The organism is Butyrivibrio sp. WCD3002 (assembly GCF_000424265.1).
Lineage (GTDB): Bacteria > Bacillota > Clostridia > Lachnospirales > Lachnospiraceae > Butyrivibrio.
Window position 1 is genome coordinate 660318 of record NZ_AUJO01000001.1, and the last position, 16877, is coordinate 677194.

Annotated in this window: 14 protein-coding genes; all 14 read right to left on the bottom strand. The window is 41.5% G+C overall.

Translation table 11 applies throughout. From position 1 onward, the window contains the following. Nucleotides 1-4 precede the first annotated feature (4 nt). Nucleotides 5-1276 carry a glutamate-5-semialdehyde dehydrogenase gene (locus G608_RS0102740; RefSeq protein ID WP_035794323.1) on the bottom strand — a complete coding sequence of 424 codons (1272 nt, stop codon included), beginning with the start codon at nucleotides 1274-1276 and terminating at the stop codon, nucleotides 5-7. Next, nucleotides 1273-3621 (bottom strand): 5-formyltetrahydrofolate cyclo-ligase, encoded by a 2349-nt coding sequence (locus G608_RS19650; RefSeq protein WP_081677260.1) that lies wholly within the window; start codon nucleotides 3619-3621, stop codon nucleotides 1273-1275. Before G608_RS19650 ends, G608_RS0102740 begins: the two co-directional genes overlap by 4 nt. After that, nucleotides 3618-4859, bottom strand: a complete 1242-nt coding sequence (locus G608_RS0102750) for an aminoacetone oxidase family FAD-binding enzyme (protein WP_026494733.1) — start codon at nucleotides 4857-4859, stop codon at nucleotides 3618-3620. The genes G608_RS19650 and G608_RS0102750 overlap by 4 nt, the downstream gene beginning before the upstream one ends. A 66-nt stretch (nucleotides 4860-4925) precedes the next feature. Further along, complete coding sequence (locus G608_RS0102755; protein ID WP_155833199.1) at nucleotides 4926-6530, bottom strand: hypothetical protein; 1605 nt, start codon at nucleotides 6528-6530, stop codon at nucleotides 4926-4928. Nucleotides 6531-6562: 32 nt separating this feature from the next. After that, the gene (gene ybeY / locus G608_RS0102760; RefSeq protein ID WP_026494735.1) at nucleotides 6563-7066 is read right to left on the bottom strand and encodes an rRNA maturation RNase YbeY; all 504 of its coding nucleotides are present in this window, start codon (nucleotides 7064-7066) and stop codon (nucleotides 6563-6565) included. Next, nucleotides 7050-8309: a hypothetical protein gene (locus tag G608_RS0102765; RefSeq protein WP_026494736.1), complete on the bottom strand. Its 1260-nt coding sequence runs from the start codon at nucleotides 8307-8309 to the stop codon at nucleotides 7050-7052. Before G608_RS0102765 ends, ybeY begins: the two co-directional genes overlap by 17 nt. Before the next feature lie 5 nt (nucleotides 8310-8314). Further along, nucleotides 8315-9343 carry a PhoH family protein gene (locus G608_RS0102770; RefSeq protein ID WP_026494737.1) on the bottom strand — a complete coding sequence of 343 codons (1029 nt, stop codon included), beginning with the start codon at nucleotides 9341-9343 and terminating at the stop codon, nucleotides 8315-8317. Then, a complete protein-coding gene (rlmH, locus tag G608_RS0102775; protein ID WP_026494738.1) occupies nucleotides 9340-9819 on the bottom strand; it encodes a 23S rRNA (pseudouridine(1915)-N(3))-methyltransferase RlmH in 480 nt (159 codons plus the stop codon). Before rlmH ends, G608_RS0102770 begins: the two co-directional genes overlap by 4 nt. After that, nucleotides 9819-10307, bottom strand: coding sequence for a hypothetical protein (locus G608_RS0102780; RefSeq protein ID WP_026494739.1), 489 nt, complete (start codon nucleotides 10305-10307; stop codon nucleotides 9819-9821). Before G608_RS0102780 ends, rlmH begins: the two co-directional genes overlap by 1 nt. Before the next feature lie 10 nt (nucleotides 10308-10317). Then, a complete protein-coding gene (gene gltA, locus G608_RS0102785; protein ID WP_026494740.1) occupies nucleotides 10318-11709 on the bottom strand; it encodes an NADPH-dependent glutamate synthase in 1392 nt (463 codons plus the stop codon). Between the two features lie 110 nt (nucleotides 11710-11819). Further along, the gene (locus G608_RS0102790) at nucleotides 11820-12695 is read right to left on the bottom strand and encodes a sulfide/dihydroorotate dehydrogenase-like FAD/NAD-binding protein (protein ID WP_026494741.1); all 876 of its coding nucleotides are present in this window, start codon (nucleotides 12693-12695) and stop codon (nucleotides 11820-11822) included. 101 nt (nucleotides 12696-12796) lie between these two features. Next, nucleotides 12797-14251 carry a chitobiase/beta-hexosaminidase C-terminal domain-containing protein gene (locus G608_RS0102795; RefSeq protein ID WP_026494742.1) on the bottom strand — a complete coding sequence of 485 codons (1455 nt, stop codon included), beginning with the start codon at nucleotides 14249-14251 and terminating at the stop codon, nucleotides 12797-12799. Then, entirely contained in the window at nucleotides 14252-15118 is an 867-nt protein-coding gene (gene folD, locus G608_RS0102800; RefSeq protein WP_026494743.1) for a bifunctional methylenetetrahydrofolate dehydrogenase/methenyltetrahydrofolate cyclohydrolase FolD, read from the bottom strand. A 59-nt stretch (nucleotides 15119-15177) separates the two neighbouring features. Continuing rightward, nucleotides 15178-16854 (bottom strand): formate--tetrahydrofolate ligase, encoded by a 1677-nt coding sequence (locus G608_RS0102805; RefSeq protein ID WP_026494744.1) that lies wholly within the window; start codon nucleotides 16852-16854, stop codon nucleotides 15178-15180. Nucleotides 16855-16877 lie beyond the last annotated feature (23 nt).

A 16877-nucleotide genomic window follows, 5' to 3' on the forward strand; every position in this document is an offset into this window, starting at 1 on the left:
ATGATTATGGTCTTATCTGACCGTCTCCTATTATTTCATATTTGTAAGATGTAAGCTCCTTAAGTCCCATAGGTCCTCTTGCATGGAGCTTCTGAGTACTGATTCCAATCTCAGCACCAAAGCCAAACTGGAATCCATCAGTAAATCTAGTGGATACATTCACATAAACGCAGGCAGCATCCACGCCAGCAAGGAATTTATCAGCGTTTTCCTTATTCTCGGTAATAATGCTTTCTGAATGTCCGGTATTATATCTGTTAATATGAGCAATTGCTTCATCTACACTCTTAACTGTTTTTACAGATAAAATATAATCAAGATATTCCTTGCCAAAATCATCTTCTGTAGCCTTTACAGCATCCGGAAGAAGAGTTATCGAAGCTTCATCTGCTCTCAGCTCTACCTTGTTTTCTCTCATGGCTTCCTGAAGCCTTGGCAAAAACTTATCCTTTATGTTTTCATGAACAACTAAGGATTCAGCTGAATTGCAAACTCCAATCCTCTGAGTCTTGGCATTTATTATGATGGGAATGGCTTTATCTATATCAGCATACTCATCGATGTAAATGTGGCAGTTACCGCTTCCTGTCTCAATCACAGGAATCTTACTGTTCTCACAAACCATCCTTATAAGTCCTGCGCCGCCTCTGGGAATAATAACATCTATGTACTCCCTAAGGGTCAGCAGCTCACTTACTGCGCTTCTTTCTGTAAAAGGAAGAAGCTGAACAAAATCCGGATTAAAGCCGTCTCTTTCTATTACACGTCTGATAACCTCAGTGATAGCCTTGTTGGAATTAATGGCATCAGATCCGCCCTTTAATACAACAACATTTCCGGCCTTGAAGGTTAATGCAAAAGCATCTGCTGTAACATTTGGCCTTGATTCATAGATTATTCCGATAACGCCAAGCGGAACACTTACCTTCCTGATATTAAGACCGTTATCTAAAGTCCACTCAGATAATTTGTCACCGATAGGATCAGGAAGCTCCGCAACCTGCTTAAGGCCTTCTGCAATATCCTTTACTCTTGCTTCATTAAGCATAAGTCTGTCCAGAAGTCCTTCGTGCATATTGTTTTTTCTGCCATTATCAAGATCGATTTTATTGGCGGCTATTATCTCATCAGCAGACGCAACAAGCTCATCTGCCACATCACAAAGAACCTTGTTTTTCTGTTCTGTCGAAAGCTTTATCAGCTCATACTTGGCGTCAAAGGCTCTTTTTCCTATTGCACTAATCTCGGTTCTAATTGCTAAAGCATTCTCACTCATAGTTTTATTTCCCCACTGTTTGTGATGATGGCACTTACAGGCATATCCATAGCGCTCATATACGGTGTAAGATCATCATCTGTCACCTGAAAGTCGTATCCAATTGCTTTGCACTCTATCATACCATCTTGGCATTCATTAAAAAAGCAATTTATATATCTGTCGTAGAAACCTGCACCATAACCGATTCGGTTTCCTTTTCTGTCAAAAACAAGTCCCGGAAGAACTATAAGTGTCTTTTTACCAGCAAATCTGTAAACCCTGTCATCAGATAATTTTGCCGGCTCGAAAATACCGTAGGAGCCTTCAGCCATGTCGCTAAGACCGTCAATTCTGTAGAACTCCATCAGGTGTTTTTTCTTATCCATTATCTTGGGGCAATAAACGTTCTTACCCTCAGAAATGGCATGCTCAATTATTCTGTGTGTATCAGCTTCTTCAACTGTACTGCAAAAAATAAGGATATCCTCGGCATTTTTAAAGGAATCCAAATTCGACAGTTTATCAAAGATATCCCTGTCATAGGCTTCCTTATCAGCTGCAGGCAGGCTGTTTCTGATTCCCAGCATATGTTTTCTGTAAAGGAATTTTGCACTGTGATAATGAGTTCCGATTCTTTCTGCAACCTTCATTCCATCCATGGCTGCAGAGGTTATTCCGCCTGCATAGCCTGCACCTTCGCCGCAGGGATAAAGTCCGCTTATACCAATGGCTTCCAGGTCATCATCCCTGTTGATCCTTACGGGTGATGAGGTTCTGGTCTCAACTCCGAGTAATAAGGCTTCGTCATCATCAAAGCCCTTTATCATCCTTCCAAAGTGCTCCATACCTTCCACTATCATTTCGTTTATACTGTCAGGCAAAATCCTGTGGACCGGCGCAAATACGAAGCTGCCCTTTACGCAGGGAGTATTTCTTCCTGCGTTCTCATGTTCTTTTATCGATGCCAAAACCACATCATCGTTACCGTCCTTTTTGCACTTAGTGCCTTCCCTGAAATCATCAAGATACTCAACAGGAATATTTCCCTGTCCGACTTCAAAGGCCTTATCCTCAAGCCTTCTTTGAAATTCCATTCCTGCAAGGACATCATCACTGCCAAAATCCTTGGTATCAACTGTAACCACAATTGCACTGTTGGCATTTTTACTGTCACGTCCCGAATAACTCATTCCGTTTACAACAAGTCTGTTTTCCTCGGAAGAAGCATTTACAACATAACCTCCGGGACACATACAGAAGGAATAAACACCATGTCCTGAAGAACTCTGCGCCGTTACCTTATAGGGTGAAGGCGGAAGACTCTCCGGCTCATCGATTCCATATTGAGATTTATTTATTATGCTTTGTCTGTGTTCAACACGAAGTCCTACAGCAAAGGCCTTCTGTTCCATGTTTATACCCTTTTCACAAAGCATGGAAAAGGTATCTCTTGCGCTGTGACCAATGGCCAGAACTACAATATCAGATAAAAATTCTCTGCTATCCTCACATCTTACACCGCGGATTTTCTTATCATATTTTTGCTCTGCCACATTACCTGTGTCTGAAACAGCTATATCTTCAGTCAGCAGCTCCGTCACCTTTGTATCAAAGAAGTATTCGCCCCCAAGACTGATGATCCTCTTTCGCATGTTTTTCACAACCTTAGTGAGGACATCTGTTCCTATATGAGGCTTACTTTCATAGAGGATATCCTCAGAGGCGCCGTTTTCAGTGAAAATCTCTAGGCATTTATAGCCCTTGCCATCCTTATCCTTAACCATGGTGTTAAGCTTACCGTCAGAAAAAGTGCCGGCTCCGCCTTCGCCAAACTGAACATTACATTTTGTATTCAGCCTGCCGGTATCCCAAAAATCATTTACAGCCTTAACTCTTGAGTCAACATCCATTCCTCTCTCAAGAACAATTGGGCAATAGCCGGCCTCAGCAAGCTCATAAGCGCAAAAAAGCCCCGCAGGACCTGATCCGATAATAATAGGTCTCTGTGGAGTATTATTTCTCATAAGAGATTCATCAGCCCTTCGCTCATCAGGAAATCTGTAATGTTTCTCATTTACTGTCTGAGCATTTTTGCAACCGGATTTCTTAATAACCTTATCCTCGATAAGACCATCCCGTAAAGTAACATTTACGGAATAGATGTCGACAATTTCAGGCTTTTTCCTTGCATCTATTGAATGCTTATGAATCGAAAGATTATTTATATCTGACGGTGCGATTTTTAAAAGCTTTGCAGACTTCTTAATAAGATTGCTCTTTAGCTTAAGAAGTCTCTCCTTCTCATCCTGAGGAAGCTTTTCAAAGCCATTATTTGAAAATTTAATATTACTAATTCTTATCATAGACAGCTTGCAGCCTCTCCTGCTATATAACCACTACACCATGCCCACTGCAGATTATAGCCTCCGCATCTGCCGTCAACATCGCATAGTTCTCCAACTACAAAGACTCCCGGAAGCTTATTGTACATCAGCTCATCGGTTAAGTCCCCAAGGCTTATGCCGCCTCTTGTAACCTGGGCCTTTTTATAATCCGAAACGCCGCTTATTTCAATGCGCACATCTCTGTAATTACCAAGAATGCACTTAATCATATTGGCGCCTACATTCTTAACCTTCATGCTGCCGGAAAGCTTCATGCGTTTTAAAATCATATCATTTATATTTGAATTGCAAAACCCTGATAACAGATCCTCAAGACGTCTGTCACCGGGAAGATTGAGCATCTTATCAACAAGCTCATCAAACTGATCATTATCATAGTATGGAAAAAAATTTATAGAAGCCGTAACCGGTCGCTTCTTGGATAAATGCTCAGCCACAAGGCCTGAAGCCTGCATAACAGGTATTCCTGATATTCCGTTTGAGGTAATCTGGACCTCTCCGTATTCAGACGCAAATACTCCATCACCTATCATGAAGGAAACAGTTGCATAGGCTCTTACTCCGCTCTTTTCAGGAAGTGTGGTATCTTCCGACAAAAGTGGTACCAGCGAAGGATATGTGTCCTTAACCTTCATCCCAAGCTGCTCACAAATATAATATCCATCTCCCGTTGCTCCGCAGCTTTTGGGACCTGCAAGACCGCCTGTAGCAAGGATGACTCTGTCTGCTTCGTACTCATTCTGACTGGTTTTAACCTTAAAATGCGGCTCAGTGTCAGTGCTATCCGATATAACCTTTTTTATCTGTTCATTAAAAACAAAGGTAACACCAAGTCTTTCACATTCCTTTATGAGAACGCTGACAACAGATGATGCCTGTCCTGTTATGGGATAAAGATATCCCTCCTCACTGTCAATAATAAGCCCAAGTGAAGTAAAGAATTCCACGGTCTGCTGTACACCGAACCTTAAGAGCCATTTCTTCATTCTGCCCTTGGAATCCTCATTAAAAGCATCGGCAGACATCTCAAAATTAGAAAGATTACATCTGCCGTTACCTGTCATGGACAGCTTTTTACCACAGCTATCCGTTTTTTCAATTATAGTTACCTGCGCGCCTTCTCTTGCGGCAGCTATAGCGGCACAAAGACCTGCAGCGCCGCCCCCTGCAATAAGAACCCTTCTCGCTGATGTCATAAATCTCTCCGTTCCTTCAGATCACCAGTTTTTTGTATCCATTGAGCAGCCATATCAATTAAAATCTTATCTATTCTCAAGTCTGTCATAAATAAGTGCAAACTGATCGCCAAAGGGCATACGCTCCAGCTCATACCTGTTAACACTTTTTATAACTATAAGCATTACCATATAAAGAAGATATGATAAAACAAGTGCAATGATCAGTGTAAGTGCTTCTCCTATCAGATTAACAAGAAGCTTATCAATAGCCAGCGCAAGAAGTCCGGACACACCTGCAGCCAGCAGAGGCTTCAAAATTGGCCTTACAAACTCCTGCTTATAATCGAGCATCATTCTTATCTCTATAAATCCAAGTACCGTCTCAAAAATTATCATTGCTGCAAAGGCTGCTATTGATGCATGAATGCCAAAGCTGAAGGCTGCAGACATAATAATAAGAGTAGCCATATGAGCTGCAATTCCAATAACCGCATTAAAAAGTATCAGCAACCTGTTTTTAAGCTGTACCAGTAAGAATATCTGGAACACAAGGAATACTCCGGGAATTGCCAAAGGAGCTGTAATAGCGATAATATTTACCGCAGATGAATTGGTTTTTCCAAATAAAAGTGCAGTAAATGTACCTGCCAAAACCATAAACCATATAGTCACAGGAAAAACGAGCATTGCTTCGAAATGCACAAGATTCTGAATCTTTGCTCTTGCCACCTTATACTCACGCTTCATGATGCTTATAAAAATGCTAAACCATGACTTTGTGAAAGGTACAGTACATATAAATATGATAAATACTGTGATAGCAATAACCTGCCCGATATAAATTCCCCAGTTGCTTATATTGTTTTCACTGGGATGAACGCTGTTTGCCACCATAAGATATACGCATTCATCCACAAACAAAAGCAGTCCGCCCTGAGCAAATACTACCCATAAAGGAATGAGCTCACCAAGGAACCTCTGCTGTCCGGCATCCTTTATTGGTGCACTGTTTTCTGCAAGAACATGAAGTCTTCCTCTGTGAACAAGTACCATTATCACAATAAATAAAAAGCTCACAAAGCAGCTTACAGTAATACCCAGTGCAGCTCCGATCGCGCCGTAGGCAGAAGCAATATCATCTACATGCATAAGCGCATTTACCTTAAGCCCGTATTTATAGCCAATCCCTGAAAAAACAATTGATAAAATAAACGTAATAACTACAAGGATCAAATTTGAAAATACGGAAACAGCTGAAAATCCCGATCCGCAAAGATAACCTCTAAGTACACCCTGAACGCTCATAAACAAAAGAATAGGTGCAATAGTAATAAGCACAAATAGACTTCTTGATGAGTGAAATACCATCAGAGCGAAAACTCTTGAAAAGGCTGCGCATAACAGTGCCAAAACAAGGCCTGCCGCAAAGCTGATCAGCATAAGTCTCTTTACGTTACTTACCGCAATCTTCATCTGCTGTCTGTGAAGGTGACTTTTAACCATTTCCTTTGTAACAGATTCAAAGGCGATTATAAGAACGCCATATCCCATTAGGAACATGGCAACAGGAGCTGACATAAAGCCCGCTCCCTCAGGTCCTGTTATCTTATAATAAACAACGCACAGAACCATCATCATACATATAGATAAAAATCCGGATGCCATGACGACATCTGGTCTTATTTTCATACTTTTTTCCATGACTCCACCCAAAAAACGCCTCAATCTCTGGTTATAGAAAGGGCCTCCAAAACTTTTTCCTGTTTATCTTCCATTACCTTTGCTTCATCCTCCTCCATGTGGTCGTAGCCACATAAATGAAGCATGGAATGAGCCACAAGGAAAGCAAACTCTCTCTTTTCGCTGTGTCCAAACTCAGCAGCCTGCTCCCTTACTCTGTTTTCATTGATAACAATATCTCCAAGTACTATAAGTCCACTGTCCGGGTCAGTAATATCCACTGCCTGCTCCCCAAGAGCAGCTTCAAAGTCCCCGGGCTTCTCATAGCTTATATTGGGAAAAGAAAGAACATCCGTGGGAGAATCTATCCCGCGGAAATCCCTGTTCATTTCTCTTATTCCTTCATCATCTGTAATCAAAAGGCTCAACTGTACATCAAAAGGACAGTTTTCCTTTTCAAGTGCCATCTCAGCCACTGCCTTCGCCACTTCTTCAATATCAAAATCAAACTTTGCCTCTGTTTCATTTTCAACGAAGAAAATCATAATATAGCTTCTCCTTTTTCATAAGAGCCTTCATGTGGTCAAGCTCATAAAGAGAAATATTGTAATTATAGAGTTCTTTGTTCTCCATCTTATGAGCAAATACCTTTTCTATGAGTTCATCATAATTTATCTTTGCATTCTTGTCTTTACCGAAAAGATAAGTAATTGAAGCTATGACCGTCTCACTCATATATATAATTGCTGCTTCCTTGGAAAGCTGTTTGCTCCTGTCATTAACAATATATTCCTTAAGATACTCCATGGCCTCTTCGGGAAAATTATTCTCAATATAAAAATGCTTAACCTCATCCCAGGTCTTGGAGCCATCGATTACACCGATATTGTAATAATAGGACATTGTCTTAACTGCCCTTGCGTTCAGGTTAAGATCAAGAGCTATTCTCTCAGCCAGATAAGCGATATGAATAGCATTAAAATATGCATCCTTATCCGTTTCCTTAAGCTGAACAAGCAGCGGATATTCCGTATCATTGATATCCATGTATCTGTCATTACTCTTTCTGATGACATAGACGCCAAAGATATTTAAAAGCATCATCATCAAAATAAGTGATACAAGCAGATTAACGAAGGGAACAACCAGCATTGTGATGCTAAGGGTTCTGTTCTGGAACATGATATCGTAAGCTACGATAAGCACCATAAGCAGTGTCATGGTGATAAAAATAGGAAATACTATCTTTGTAGTCTCATTAATATCCCTGAGAAGCGCAAGGATAAGTGCTCCCGCTATAAAGTAAATAAAGAATTCTTCGTATCCACCTTCTTTTTCCAAAAGAACCGAAAACATAACAAGGAATGATCCCGAAAAAAGTCCGATCTCATTTGTTGAAAACAGTCCAAGAAGAAGGTAAACAAACACATATGGCCAGGTTTCAACTGCTATCATCGGAAGGAACATGGACAAAATAAGTGAAATATAATAGGCAATTACAAATCTGTTGCGCTTTTGTCCGTTATCATATGAAAAGAGTCCTCTGGTGCTGGCATCTACAAGCATATAGATAAGTATTCCGCCACAGAGAAAGCCTGTAACACCGTTTCTGATGATGGCTTCTGCCTTAAGACCATACAGATAGGAAAATGCCGTCATCATTATTCCTGTTACAAAAAATATCGATCCAAATATGAATTTTATCGGTCCCTCATTTATGTCAAATACAGCTTCTAAAACTTTATTATCTTTTGCTTCTTTAGTTTCTTTTGTTTCAATGTCTCTCATAAGAATTAATGTCTTTCCCGTTTCTTTATAGATGATACCCTGGACTCATTCTTTTTGCCCTTTTCAAAGTCCTCATATGCCTTTACAATCTTCTGAACCAGAGGATGCCTTACAACATCTCGGCTGGTAAGATTGCAGAATGAAATATCATCTATCTTTTTCAGAACGGCAGATGCTACGTCCAATCCGGACTTTGTATCGGAAGGAAGATCCTTCTGGGTAGCATCACCCGTAATAATCACCTTTGAGCCAAAACCTATTCTGGTCAAAAACATTTTCATCTGAGCAGGAGTAGTGTTCTGTGCTTCATCAAGGATAATAAAAGCATTATCAAGAGTTCGCCCTCTCATATAAGCAAGAGGTGCAACCTCAATAAGACCCTTTTCCATATTTTTAACAAAATTATCCGCACCCATTATCTGATAAAGCGCATCATACAAAGGGCGTAGATAAGGGTCTACCTTGCTCTGAAGATCTCCCGGCAAAAATCCCAGCTTCTCTCCGGCTTCAATGGCAGGTCTTGTGAGGATTATCCTTTCGACCTCTCCCTTTTGGAACGCCGTAATAGCCATGGCCATACCAAGATAGGTTTTACCTGTTCCTGCAGGACCAAGTCCGAATACTATCATATTTTTTCTGATAGCATCCACGTATTTTTTCTGGCCAAGAGTCTTTGGCTTAATGGGCTTTCCACTGATAGTGTGACAAATGACGTCAGCATCGATCTGACTAAGTACGCTTCCCTGCTCATTCTCCTCTTCCTCAGAAGGATCCTCGGAGAGCTGAATAGCGTAATTCACACTCTGCTCTTCAATATCGTTATTGGAATCCGATAAGCCTGCAAGCTCCTTTATTATACCATAGGCTTTACTTACATCCTTATCTGTTCCGATAATGTGAAGCTCACCGCTTCTATCTATAATTTCAACGCCAAGATTATCTTCTATTTTACGAATGTATTTATCATGCTGCCCGAAAATGCTCTGCATTTCATCAATACTAAGCAAAATCGTCTTTTCTGTAATTTTACTCATTTATGATATGGTTCTCCATTTATGATTCTGTATGATCTGTAGATCTGTTCAAGTAAAATAACTCTCATCATCTGATGAGGAAAGGTCATATCGGAAAAACTGATTTTCCCATTTGACGCTCTAAGTACTTCATCGGAAAGTCCCAGAGACCCTCCTATAATAAACTGAATTTTGCTATATCCGGAGGTTGCCTTTTCATCAAGTGCCTGTGACAACCCAACCGAAGAAAACTTCTTTCCATCTATAGCAAGCGCATAAACAAAAGCCTTGGGATCAATGGCTTTTAAAAGCCTTTCGCCTTCCTTAGCCTTTATCTGGGCTTCAATAGCTTCCGGCGCATTATCCGGGGTCTTCTCATCCTGAACCTCGATAATATTAAGCTTACAATATCTCCCAAGCCTTTTTGAATATTCGCTTATTGCGTCATTCCAATATTTTTCTTTAATTTTTCCTACACATAAAATATCAATGCTTATCAAGTCTCATCTCCGTAAACCTGTGTATAATATTCATCAACAAAACTATCAAGCATATCCTCATTCAGGTTCATATACTGTCTTCTGATGCGGCTTTTAATATACTCACATCTCTTAAAGTACATGGTACCTTCTCCGGAAAATACTGACTCTTCTTCATCTACACTGGCTATATCCTCTTCGATAACTTCTTTTGAAAGCTCGCTCTCACACCAGTCCTTGATCTGTCTGAGTACATTATCTTCCTCTTTTGCCTTCACACTGAAGATCTTATAGGTCCTGACAGACAAAATACCCATGACGAAAAAGAGCACAAACAGTGCTCCCATAACGCCACAGGATAAATATCTGTTAAACATGGGCATATTCATAGGGTTCATCATAAAAAATATGATATCCCCTACGAATCCCAAACCACCTACTATTATCAGCATCCAGCCGGTTGAATGATTTTCTTTTGCCTTATCACTGCTACTCTGATAAACCATAGTATCCTCTTTATTTTGATGATAAGTATTCGTCTATGCCCTTTGCTGCAGCCTTACCTGCACCCATAGCAAGGATAACCGTAGCGGCACCTGTAACGGCATCACCGCCGGCAAATACGCCTTCCTTGGAGGTCTGTCCATTGCTTTCTTCAGCAACGATGCACTTACGACGGTTAATCTCAAGACCATCTGTTGTGCTTGAGATAAGAGGATTCGGGCTTGTACCAAGTGACATGATTACAGCGTCACACTCGATCTCAAACTCAGAACCTGCAACCTCAACAGGACTTCTTCTTCCACTCTCATCAGGCTCACCAAGCTCCATGCGAATGCACTTGCAGCCCTTAACCCATCCGTTCTCATCCTCAAGGATTTCAACAGGATTGCAAAGAAGATCAAAAATAATTCCTTCCTGCTTTGCATGCTCAACCTCTTCCTTACGTGCAGGAAGCTCCTCCTCGCCACGTCTGTAAACGATATGAACCTCAGAGCCAAGACGAAGAGCTGTTCTTGCAGCATCCATAGCAACGTTACCGCCACCTACAACTACGCACTTTTTAGGATGCATGATAGGTGTTGTGCTTTCACTTGAAAATGCCTTCATCAGGTTACTTCTTGTAAGGAACTCATTTGCTGAGAATACGCCAAGTGCCTGCTCGCCGGGAATATTCATAAATCTGGGAAGTCCGGCACCTGAACCGATAAATACAGCCTCAAAGCCTTCATCCTTCATAAGAGAATCGATCGTTACGGACTTACCGATAACTACGTCCTTCTCGATCTTAACACCAAGAGATTTAACGTTCTCGATTTCCTTCTTAACTACTGCATCCTTGGGAAGACGGAACTCGGGAATACCATAAACAAGTACGCCGCCTGCCTCATGAAGTGCTTCGAAGATAGTTACATCATAACCGATTCTTGCAAGATCACCTGCACAGGTAAGACCTGCAGGGCCAGAACCGATAACTGCAACCTTCTTGTTCTTTTTCTCTGTTGCGCCCTGGGGCTTAATTCCCATCTCTCTTGCTGTATCAGCAACGTATCTCTCGAGCTTACCGATTGAAACGGCTTCACCCTTAATACCTCTTACGCACTTACCTTCACACTGGCTCTCCTGAGGACATACACGTCCGCAGACAGCAGGAAGTGCGCTTGACTCGCTGATAGTCTGATATGCCTTCTCTACATTGCCCTCTTTTAGCTCCATGATGAACTTGGGAATATTGATTGAAACAGGGCATCCCTTTACACACTGAGGATTAGGACAGTTAAGGCATCTTGTTGCCTCATCTTCTGCTTCCTCTTTATTATATCCAAGACAAACCTCTTCAAAATTAGTTGCACGAACCTTGGGATCCTGCTCGCGAACCGGAATTCTCTTCCAAACATCTACTGCCATCTTTATCTCCAATCTACAATTATCGAATACTAGTTACATAGGTAGTTACGATTCGAATTGCTCATCGTAACACGTTCGAACCGGGCTAAGAAGCCCTTCATCAGGTTCTATCAATCGCAGTTTCCGCAACCGCCATGGTGAGTATCACCTTCCTGCTCCTTAAGAGCAAGGCGGCCTTCTTCAGTTGCATACAGTTTCATACGCATCATAGCCTGGTCGAAATCAACCTTGTGTCCGTCGAACTCAGGTCCGTCTACACATGCAAATTTAACCTGACCATCGACAGTAAGTCTGCAGGCACCACACATACCGGTACCGTCAACCATGATAGTATTCATGCTGACAACAGTAGGAATCTCAAGCTCCTTTGTAAGCTTGCATACAAACTTCATCATGATCATGGGACCGATAGCTACGCAGTGATCATATCTCTTACCCTCATCATAGAGGTCCTGGAGACACTTTGTAACCATACCGCTTCTGCCGTAAGATCCGTCATCAGTTGTAACATAAAGATTACATACGCTCTTAAAACGGTCTTCAAGGATAACCAGATCCTTGTTCTTTGCACCGATGATAACGTCACAATCAACACCCTGCTCCTTAAGCCATTTAGCCTGAGGATAAACCGGTGCTGTACCTACACCACCTGCAATGAATACAATCTTCTTTTTCTTAAGCTCTTCGATATCTTCACTGCAAAGATCGGAAGCATTTCCAAGAGGACCAACAACGTCGGCAAGAGTATCTCCTGCCTTCTTGCGGCAAATCTTTCTTGATTCTGCTCCAAGTGCCTGTACAACTAGTTCGACAGTTCCTTTTTCCCTGTCGTAATCACAGATGGTAAGCGGAATGCGCTCTCCATCCTCTTCTGCGCGAACAATAAGAAACTGTCCGGGTAAACATGTGCCTGCTACGCGAGGTGCTTCAACGATAAGCTGATGGATATTCGCTGCAAGCTCATTTGCCTCTAAAATTTTGAACATTGTTCTCCTCCTGTATTTAAAATTCTTTTCAATACCTAATAAAAAATCATATATTATAGCCGTGATATTTTCAAGCTTTGACTCGTTAAAGTGTTAAATTATTATCTGTTGGAAATCGTTATCAATGTGTACTTACCACTGGAGTCATATCCAAGTCTGTTTACCTTGCCGTCATGGGTGTTAACAGCATACAACAATCCGGTATCCTTAGTGGTTCCGTCATTATCCATCAGAGTTTCCTTAAATACGTAATATTCTCCCGAGCCCTCGATCTCAATATCTCCGTCATACATATATTCATAATGTCCGCCGCCTCTGACACTTCCGTTACCATCAAGAATAATATCAAGCTTAAGAAGTATCTGAATAATGCTGGCTCTTGCCTGATCCACTGAAACAAGTCTTGAATATGTAAGATGATAGGTTCTCTCGACTATATCACTGTACTTACCATTTTCATCCACTGCAATAAACTTGTAGGTTGTAGTTCCAACAGGCATGTTTATGGGCGAAATATATGGTGTAGAATTCTCGTCCGGATCAGTACCGTCATTTGTATAGTAAATAGTACATCCGGGTTCACCGACAACTGCAATCATTGTTGTCTGCGAATAATCACCACTCTCTTCAAGAACCTCCGGTGCAGCGGGTCCCGTATTTAACAGTGTATAAACCGCTGTTGCCACATCACTTACAATGCCGTATTTATTAACAAATACCGCCCTGATTATGTATTCACCATCCTCTTCAAGCACAAGTGGTTCTTCATACATAATGCTTTCAGTGTCAGGGTTCTCTCCGTTTACCGTGTAATAAATTTCTCCCTGTGAATCCTTGCTCATGGTTATTTCCAGTGAGTTCTCATATTCACCCTCTTCCGGATAAATTATAGGCATAGCTGATAAATACTCAGCATATTTAGACTTAAGACCTGCATCCTTAAAGCTGTTTACAAGTGAATTTATGGCTGCATAGTCCTTATTATCCAAATAATAGTCAATTATATAACCTACTGCGGTTGAAACAGTTTCCTTATCGTATAAATCCTCATTAACAAGCTCATAAAGCGTTTTTATTGAGGACTCTGTATATCCTGCCTCTGTCTGATAGCCAAACAACTCAAAATAAAGCTCGGCCCTTTTTTCCAGGTCGTTCTCAGGCACTTCACTGATGGCCTTATTAATCATTTCTATGGCCTTATCATAATTACCGTTTACATAGTAGTCTTTTGCCTGTTCCTCACTGCTTTTTGCAGAATGAATTCCCTTAATCAGGATAAGACATACTATCAGAGCAATTATGAAAATTGCAGCTCCCTTTATAATGGCCGGAAGCATGGCTTTCAGATTAATGCTGTGCTGATTTGACTTAATCAGGTGCAGTCTTTTCGTATCAAAGTCCGCGCTGTTAAGATTGTCGGCCATATCTGAAAGTGTTTCATCTATTTGATTTTCAACCTCTGGATCGAATTCCGGCACAAAACTTATCTCTTCACCGCAAACCTCACAATAAAGAAGTCCATCCGGAATTGTAGCTCCGCATTTAGGACATTTCATTTACAGCTCCGCTCCTGATAATCTTATTGCTGCTTCAAGGCAGTTATTCATCAGCATTGCAATTGTCATGGGACCGACTCCGCCGGGAACCGGTGTTATTGCACTGCACTTGTCGAATACATTGTCATAATCAACATCACCGAAGAGCTTTCCTGACTCAGGGTCTCTGTTGATACCAACATCAATAATTACAGCGCCGTCCTTTACATAGTCAGCCGTAATCATCTTTGCTTTGCCGATTGCTGCTATAAGTATATCAGCTCTCTTGCAAACCTCGGGAAGATCCTTTGTTCTGGAATGCGTAACCGTAACGGTTGCATTTTCCCTAAGCATTAAAAGAGCCATAGGTTTACCAACGATATTGCTTCTGCCGACAATTACGCACTCCTTACCGGCAATTTCAATATTGCTTCTCTTAAGAAGCTGAATTATTCCTGCAGGTGTGCAGGATACAAAGCCGGGCTCTCCAATGCACAGAGCGCCAACGCTCATTGGATGGAAACCGTCAACATCCTTGGAAGGACTTATTCTGTCAATTACGGTCTTTTCATCAATATGCTTCGGAAGTGGCATCTGAACAAGAATTCCGTGAACCTTATCATCTGCATTGAGCTTATCGATAAGTGAAAGAAGCTCCTCCTGGGTTGTTTCCTCCGGAAGCTCATAGGATAGGGATTCAAAGCCCACGTATTCACAGGCCCTTTTTTTATTTCTAACATATACTGCAGATGCAGGATCTGAGCCCACAAGTATTACGGCGAGGCATGCTTTTACGCCATACTTTTCATATAAAAGAGCTGTCTTTTCCTTAACCTCATCCTTGACCGCTGCAGATATTGCTTTTCCGTCAATTATCTTTGTTTCCATAGCTTTATGTCACTCCGTTCTTGTAATTTGTGCTTAGGTAAAATAGCTTACATGTGTTATCAGAATAAGCCTTCAATATTTCCGTTATCGTCCACATCAATAGAAAATGCTGCAGGAGTCTTGGGCAGTCCCGGCATAGTCATTATGCTTCCTGTAATGGCAACAATAAAGCCTGCTCCTGCCGATACATAGGCATCACGAACAGTGATTTCAAAGCCCTCAGGTCTTCCGAGAAGTGCCGGATCATCTGAAAGTGAATACTGTGTTTTAGCCATACAAACAGGGAGATTACCAAATCCCATGTCTACTATCTTCTTAAGCTGCTTCTTTGCTGCAGGTGCATAGCTTACGCCTGTAGCACCATAGATTTTCTTTGCAACAGTCTCAATCTTTTCTTCAGGGGAAAGATCGTCAGCATAGATAGGTGCATAGTGGGATTCTTTAGTTTCAAGTGTATTGATAACGGCCTTTGCAAGCTCTTCACCGCCTGCTCCGCCTTTCTCCCAAACCTCTGAAATTGCGAAATCACAATCTCTCTCTTCGCAGAACTGCTTAACAAATTCTATTTCAGCTGCAGTATCTGTAAGGAAGCTGTTAAGTGTAACAACAACAGGAACGCCGTACTGCTGAATATTTTCAATGTGCTTTTCAAGATTCACGATACCCTTTTTAAGCGCATCAAGATTTTCTTCCGAAAGCTTATCCTTAGGAATACCACCGTTATATTTAAGAGCTCTTACAGTTGCAACAAGGACAACCGCATCGGGCTTAAGTCCGTGCATTCTGCATTTGATATCAAGGAACTTCTCGGCTCCAAGGTCTGCACCAAAACCGGCTTCCGTTACTGTGATATCGGAAAGATGGAGAGCTGCTTCTGTAGCTCTTATTGAGTTACAACCATGAGCAATATTGGCAAAAGGACCACCATGAATAAATACCGGTGTATGCTCAAGAGTTTGCACAAGATTAGGCTTGAGGGCATCCTTCAAAAGAGCTGCCATTGCGCCAACTGCCTTGAGGTCTTTTGCTGTAACAGGCTCGCCCGCATAATTATATGCAACGACGATTCTTGAAAGTCTCTCCTTTAAATCCTTTAAATCCTTTGCAAGGCATAAAATAGCCATTATCTCGGATGCAACCGTGATTACAAAATGATCCTCTCTTACAAAACCATCCATTTTTGAGCCAAGACCGACAACGATATTTCTGAGAGCTCTGTCATTCATATCCTCGCATCGCTTCCAGATTATCTGTCTGGTATCAATTCCAAGCTCATTTCCCTGCTGAATATGGTTATCAAGAAGAGCTGCAAGAAGATTGTTTGCAGATGTAATAGCATGAAAATCACCTGTGAAATGGAGATTAATATCCTCCATCGGAACAACCTGGGCATAACCACCGCCTGCGGCACCGCCCTTTATTCCAAAGCAGGGACCAAGTGAAGGCTCACGAAGAGCTATCATTGTCTTCTTGCCAAGTCTGTTAAGAGCATCGCCAAGACCAACACTTGTTGTGGTCTTACCCTCACCTGCCGGTGTGGGATTTATAGCAGTAACAAGAACCAGCTTACCCTTTTTTCTGTCTGCTATTTTCTGTAAAAAATCTTCCGTAAGCTTAGCCTTGTATTTTCCGTAATATTCAAGATCATCTTCAGTAATGCCGATTGACTCAGCAACCTTACCGATAGGAAAAAGCTCTGCCTCTCTTGCAATTTCGATGTCTGACTTAAATGCCATTTTGAAACCTCCTAAAATAAAAC

Excerpts from the sequence above, each read along its gene's own strand:
- G608_RS0102750 (WP_026494733.1), bottom strand. The coding sequence starts at position 4,859 with ATGACATCAGCGAGAAGGGTTCTTATTGCAGGGGGCGGCGCTGCAGGT.
- G608_RS0102755 (WP_155833199.1), bottom strand. The coding sequence starts at position 6,530 with ATGAAAATAAGACCAGATGTCGTCATGGCATCCGGATTTTTATCTATA.
- ybeY (WP_026494735.1), bottom strand. The coding sequence starts at position 7,066 with ATGATTTTCTTCGTTGAAAATGAAACAGAGGCAAAGTTTGATTTTGAT.
- G608_RS0102770 (WP_026494737.1), bottom strand. The coding sequence starts at position 9,343 with ATGAGTAAAATTACAGAAAAGACGATTTTGCTTAGTATTGATGAAATG.
- G608_RS19650 (WP_081677260.1), bottom strand. The coding sequence starts at position 3,621 with ATGATAAGAATTAGTAATATTAAATTTTCAAATAATGGCTTTGAAAAG.
- G608_RS0102765 (WP_026494736.1), bottom strand. The coding sequence starts at position 8,309 with ATGAGAGACATTGAAACAAAAGAAACTAAAGAAGCAAAAGATAATAAA.
- folD (WP_026494743.1), bottom strand. The coding sequence starts at position 15,118 with ATGGAAACAAAGATAATTGACGGAAAAGCAATATCTGCAGCGGTCAAG.
- G608_RS0102740 (WP_035794323.1), bottom strand. The coding sequence starts at position 1,276 with ATGAGTGAGAATGCTTTAGCAATTAGAACCGAGATTAGTGCAATAGGA.
- G608_RS0102780 (WP_026494739.1), bottom strand. The coding sequence starts at position 10,307 with ATGGTTTATCAGAGTAGCAGTGATAAGGCAAAAGAAAATCATTCAACC.
- gltA (WP_026494740.1), bottom strand. The coding sequence starts at position 11,709 with ATGGCAGTAGATGTTTGGAAGAGAATTCCGGTTCGCGAGCAGGATCCC.
- G608_RS0102805 (WP_026494744.1), bottom strand. The coding sequence starts at position 16,854 with ATGGCATTTAAGTCAGACATCGAAATTGCAAGAGAGGCAGAGCTTTTT.
- G608_RS0102795 (WP_026494742.1), bottom strand. The coding sequence starts at position 14,251 with ATGAAATGTCCTAAATGCGGAGCTACAATTCCGGATGGACTTCTTTAT.
- G608_RS0102790 (WP_026494741.1), bottom strand. The coding sequence starts at position 12,695 with ATGTTCAAAATTTTAGAGGCAAATGAGCTTGCAGCGAATATCCATCAG.